6 protein-coding genes are annotated in these 5,322 nt (G+C 68.0%); 4 read left to right on the top strand and 2 right to left on the bottom strand.

Annotated elements, in window-relative coordinates; translation table 11 throughout:
* Nucleotides 1-296 (top strand): DsbA family protein (locus tag AC1D2K_RS29135; RefSeq protein WP_478093211.1); only part of this gene is annotated, 296 nt, incomplete at its 5' end.
* A 30-nt stretch (nt 297-326) separates the two neighbouring features.
* Complete coding sequence (locus AC1D2K_RS29140) at nt 327-1,091, top strand: enoyl-CoA hydratase (RefSeq protein WP_478093213.1); 765 nt, start codon at nt 327-329, stop codon at nt 1,089-1,091.
* Between the two features lie 275 nt (nt 1,092-1,366).
* On the opposite strand, the gene AC1D2K_RS29145 is transcribed toward AC1D2K_RS29140, so the two are convergent.
* Nucleotides 1,367-1,789: an acyl-CoA thioesterase gene (locus tag AC1D2K_RS29145; RefSeq protein WP_478093214.1), complete on the bottom strand. Its 423-nt coding sequence runs from the start codon at nt 1,787-1,789 to the stop codon at nt 1,367-1,369.
* A gap of 61 nt (nt 1,790-1,850) precedes the next feature.
* Here AC1D2K_RS29145 and AC1D2K_RS29150 point away from each other — a divergent pair, with 61 nt between their 5' ends.
* A complete protein-coding gene (locus AC1D2K_RS29150; RefSeq protein WP_478093216.1) occupies nt 1,851-3,686 on the top strand; it encodes an ABCB family ABC transporter ATP-binding protein/permease in 1,836 nt (611 codons plus the stop codon).
* Nucleotides 3,687-3,716: 30 nt separating this feature from the next.
* Nucleotides 3,717-4,661 (top strand): 2-hydroxyacid dehydrogenase, encoded by a 945-nt coding sequence (locus AC1D2K_RS29155; protein WP_478093218.1) that lies wholly within the window; start codon nt 3,717-3,719, stop codon nt 4,659-4,661.
* Between the two features lie 24 nt (nt 4,662-4,685).
* Here the strand turns inward: AC1D2K_RS29155 and AC1D2K_RS29160 are convergent.
* Nucleotides 4,686-5,322, bottom strand: a 637-nt coding sequence (locus tag AC1D2K_RS29160; protein WP_478093220.1) for an amidase family protein, incomplete at its 5' end; no start/stop codon positions are given.

Raw genomic sequence — 5,322 nt, forward strand, 5'->3', positions numbered from 1 at the left:
TGCGCGAGCCCGACCGCTTCCGCGCCTATGTCGACGCGGTGTTCCACGCGATGTGGGTCGAGCCGCGCAACCTCAACGAGCCGGCCACCGTCGGCGCCGTGCTGCAGGAAGCCGGATTCGACGCAGCGCAGTTGCTTGCGCTCGCCAACACGCAGGAAGTCAAGGACCAGCTCAAGGCCGCTACCCAGGAAGCGGTGCAGCGCGGCGTGTTCGGCGCGCCGACGATGTTCGTCGGCGGCCARATGTTCTGGGGCCAGGACCGGCTCGAGTTCGTCCGCGAGGCGCTTAGCGCCTGACCGACCATTCATTTTTTTCAAGGACCTCCCATGAGCGACATCCTCGTCCACACCGAAGCCGGTGTGATGACCCTGACCTTCAACCGCCTCGACAAGAAGAACTCGATCACCGGCGCGATGTACGGCGAGCTGGCCGACGCGCTGGCGAATGCCGAGCAGGACGGCGCCGTGCGCGCCGTGCTGATCCAGGGCGACGCCACGATCTTCAGTGCCGGCAACGACATCGGCGACTTCCTCAACAAGCCGCCGTCGACCGAAGAGTCGCCGGTGTTCCGCTTCCTGCGCGGCATCGCCAGTTTCCCGAAGCCGATCGTGGCGGYGGTCTGCGGTCCGGCGGTGGGCATCGGCACCACGCTGCTGTTCCATTGCGACCTGGTCTACGCGGGCGACAACGCGGCTTTCTCGATGCCCTTCGTCAATCTAGGCCTCTGCCCCGAAGCCGCGTCGAGCCTGCTGGTGCCGCAGATGTTCGGCTACCACCGCGCGGCCGAGGCGCTGCTGCTGGGCGAGCCCTTCATGGCCGAGGCGGCGCTGGAGGTGGGCCTGGTCAATCGCGTCGTACCGCCGACCGAGGCCAATGCCATCGCCCAGGCGCAGGCCCGCAAGCTCGCGGCCAAGCCGCTGAGCGCCCTGATCGAGACCAAGCGCCTGATGAAGAAGTCGCAGCAGCCGGTGGTGCTGGAGCGCATGGCTGAAGAGGGCCAGAGCTTCGGCCGCATGCTGCGCGAGCCGGCGGCGCGCGAGGCCTTCACGGCTTTCATGGAAAAGCGCAAGCCGGACTTTTCGAACATTTGATCTCCCCCAGGTTGCCCCGCACTTCGTGTCGGGGCGCCCACCCCCTCTCCGGGGGCAACACCAGCGGCCCGGCGAAGCCGGTTCCGCGGCGTTTCGCCAACGGGCCTGGCTSCGCCGGCCGRGGGAACACCGTCGCCWTCGCTGTGTTTGTTCTTCGGCTGCGCGCAGCGCGCCWGTTGGTGGGCAGYCGCGGAACCRGCTTCGCCGGGCCGCTGRCTGCGCCCCCGGYAGGGGGTGGGCGGGCTACACGAAGTGAGCCCAACCTGGGGGCGAGCTTATGCTTTCTCGATGGGGCGGGGCCGCCCGCTGTCGTCGATCGCGACGTAGGTGAAGGTGGCTTCGGTCACCTTGATGTACTCGCCCTGGGACTTGAAGCGCTCGGCGAACACCTCCACCTTGACGGTGACCGAGGTGCGCCCGATGCGCTCCAGTTTCGAGTAGAACGACAGGATGTCGCCCAGCCGCACCGGCTGCTTGAAGATGAATTCGTTGACCGCGACGGTGGCCATCCGGCCCTTGGCGTAGCGCGCCGGGATCACCGAGCCGGCCAGGTCGCACTGCGCCATCACCCAGCCGCCGAAGATGTCGCCGTTGGCGTTGCAGTCGGCCGGCATCGGGATGACCTTGAGCACCAGCTCCATGTCGGCCGGGAGGCTTTTGAGCTTGGCGGTGAGGTTGGCGCTGGATTTGGCGGACATGGGCACAATCTGGGGTGGGTCGACCGACCCCTCTGAAAACAACAGCCACGATTGTCCCCCCATGCGCCGCAGCGGCGAAGCACTTTCCTCCCCCCACCACCCCGCCTCGGCGGGCACGCCCGCCCGCAGCGACCGTTCCGACTGGGCCACGCTGCGCCGGCTGTTCCCCTACCTGTGGCGCTACAAATGGCGCGTGATGGCTGCGCTCGCCTTCATGATCGGCGCCAAGGTCGCCAATGTCGGCGTGCCGGTGCTGCTCAAGAACCTGGTCGACGCGATGTCGATCAAGCCCGGCAGCGCGGCGGCGCTGCTGGTGGTGCCGGTCGGCCTGCTGGTCGCCTACGGCCTGCTGCGGCTCTCCACCGCGGTCTTCAACGAGCTGCGCGAACTGGTCTTCGCCAAGGCCACCGAGGGCGCGGCGCGCAGCATCTCGCTGGAGGTGTTCCAGCACCTGCACGCGCTGAGCCTGCGCTTCCACCTGGAGCGCCAGACCGGCGGCATGACGCGCGACATCGAGCGCGGCACGCGCGGCGTGCATTCGCTGATCTCGATGTCGCTCTACAGCATCGTGCCGACGATCATCGAGCTGACGCTGGTGCTGACCGTCCTGGGCGTCAAGTTCGACTCGGGCTTCGTCTGGATCACGCTGGCGGCGCTGGTGGTCTACATCGGCTTCACCGTGACCGTGACCGAGTGGCGCACCCAGTTCCGCAAGACCATGAACGAGCTCGACTCGGTGGCGCAGAGTCGAGCGGTCGATTCGCTGCTCAACTACGAGACGGTCAAGTACTTCAACAACGAGGGCTTCGAGGCCGGCCGCTACGACGCCAGCCTGGAGCGCTACCGCAAGGCGGCGGTCAAGAGCCAGACCACGCTGAGCCTGCTCAATGCGGGCCAGCAATGCCTGATCGCGGTCAGCCTGGTCGCGATGCTCTACCGCGCCACGCAGGGCGTGGTCGACGGCCACATGACGCTGGGCGACCTGGTGATGGTCAACGCCTTCATGATCCAGCTCTACATCCCGCTCAATTTCCTGGGCGTGATCTACCGCGAGATCAAGCAGAGCCTGACCGACCTCGACAAGATGTTCGTGCTGCTCGAGAAGGATCGCGAAGTGCGCGACGCGCCGGATGCCCGGCCGCTGGCGGGAGCCGATTCCACCGTGCGCTTCGAGGACGTCAATTTCGCCTACGAGGCCGCGCGGCCGATCCTCAAGCACGTGAGCTTCGAGATTCCGGCCGGCAAGACGGTGGCGGTGGTCGGCCCCTCGGGCTCGGGCAAGTCGACGCTGGCCCGGCTGCTCTACCGTTTCTACGACGTGCAGCAGGGCCGCATCACGATCGGCGGCGAGGACATCCGCGACGTGCAGCAGGCCAGCGTGCGTCGCGCCATCGGCATCGTGCCGCAGGACACGGTGCTGTTCAACGACACCGTCGAATACAACATCGCCTACGGCCGTCCGGGCGCGAGCCGCGAAGAGGTGGAGGAGGCCGCGCGGGCGGCGCGTATCCATGACTTCATCGCGCACACGCCGAAGGGCTACGAAACCATGGTCGGCGAGCGCGGGCTCAAGCTCTCGGGCGGCGAGAAGCAGCGCGTGGCGATCGCGCGCACGCTGCTCAAGAACCCGCCGATCGTGATCTTCGACGAAGCCACCTCGGCGCTCGATTCGGCCAACGAGCGGGCGATCCAGTCGGAGCTCAAGAGCGCGGCGCGCAACAAGACCACGCTGGTGATCGCGCACCGCCTGTCGACCGTGGTCGATGCGCACGAGATCCTGGTGCTCGAGAGCGGCGTGATCGTCGAGCGCGGCACGCACGCCCAGTTGCTGGCGGGCCAGGGCAAGTACGCGCAGATGTGGCGGCTGCAGAAGCTCGAGGCCGAGCCGGTGCTGTGACCCCCATTGATTGATTCAGGAGCGATTCGAATGTCGGAGAAGATTCCCCTGTTGGTCCTCAACAGCCTGTCGGAAACCCACCAGGCGCAGGTCGCCGCGGTCTACGACATGACCTATCTGCCGGTGCCGACGCCGGCCGAGCGCGATGCGCTGATCGCGGCAGAGGGCGGCCGCTTCCGCGCGGTGCTGACGATCGGCTCGATCGGTCTGACGGCGGCGGAGATCGCCGCGATGCCCAGGCTCGAACTGGTCTGCGCGATGGGCGCGGGCTACGAAGCCATCGCGCTCGATGCGGCGCGGGTGCGTGGCATCGTGCTCGCCAACGGTGCCGGCACCAACGACGACTGCGTCGCGGACCATGCCTTCGGCTTGCTGATCGGCGCGATGCGCCACGTCCGTACGCTCGACCGGCTGTGCCGCGAAGGCGTGCGGCGCGAAACGATTCCGCATCCGCCGAATGTCTCGGGCAAGCGCCTGGGCATTCTGGGGCTCGGCACCATCGGCCAGAAGATCGCCAGGCGTGCCGCGGGCTTCGACATGGAGATCGGCTATCACAACCGCCAGCCGCGCGAGGGGGTGCCGCACCGCTATTTCGACAGCGTGCAGGCGTTGGCCGGATGGGCCGACATCCTGGTGGTGGCGACCCCGGGCGGTGCCGGCACGCGGCATCTGATCGATGCCCGGATCCTCGACGCACTGGGCTCGAAGGGGTTCCTCGTCAACATCTCGCGCGGCAGCGTGGTCGATACCGAGGCGCTTGCCGCGGCCCTGCGCGAAGGCCGCATCGCAGGGGCCGGTCTCGACGTCTACGAGAGCGAGCCGCTGCCACCCGAGCCGCTGATCGGCCTCGACAACGTGCTGCTCACGCCGCATATGGCGGGCTGGTCACCCGAGGCGACGCAGGCTTCGCTGGATCGCTTCATGGCCAATGCCGAAGGACACTTCGCCGGACGCGGCGTGGTGTCGCCGATCTAGTTTCGAAGCGAAAGGGCCGTCGGTTCAGACGCCCTCGGAAAGCACCGGCGGCCGCACGGAGCCCCAGCCGCAAGCCAGGTCGTACGCATGCCCCAGCCGCAGCACCGCCAGGTCGCCGTGGATCGGCCCCGCGATCTGCAGCCCCATCGGCAGGCCGGATTCGCTGAAGCCCGCGCGCACATTGAGCGTGGGCAGGCCGGCCAGCGTGAAGGGCGTGACGATCTCCATCCAGCGGTGATAGGTGTCGCTTTCGACGCCGCCGACCGACGCGGGCCACGGCAGCGCCGCATCGAAGGGAAAGACCTGCGCCGTCGGAGCGACCACGAAATCGAAGCGCTCGAAGGCCCGCAGGAAGGCGCGGTAGACATTCGAGCGATAGACCGCGGCCTGGTAGAGCGCCGCCGCATCGAGCCGATGGCTCTGCTCGATCTCCCAGCGCGCCTCGGGCTTCAGCTTCTCGCGCAGCGCCGGGTCGGCATGGGCCGCGCCCAGCTTGCCGCCGACCAGCAACTGGCGCAGGCGCAGCCACGCGGTCCAGTTCTGCTCGCGCGGGACATCAAGCTGATGCGTGTCGACTTCGCAGCCGAGGTCGCGGAAGGTCTGCAGCGCGCGCTCGCAGAGCTCGCGCACGCCGGGCGCGAGCGGCAGATCGGGCCACAGG

This window comes from Variovorax sp. P1_H12_2, assembly GCF_056405335.1.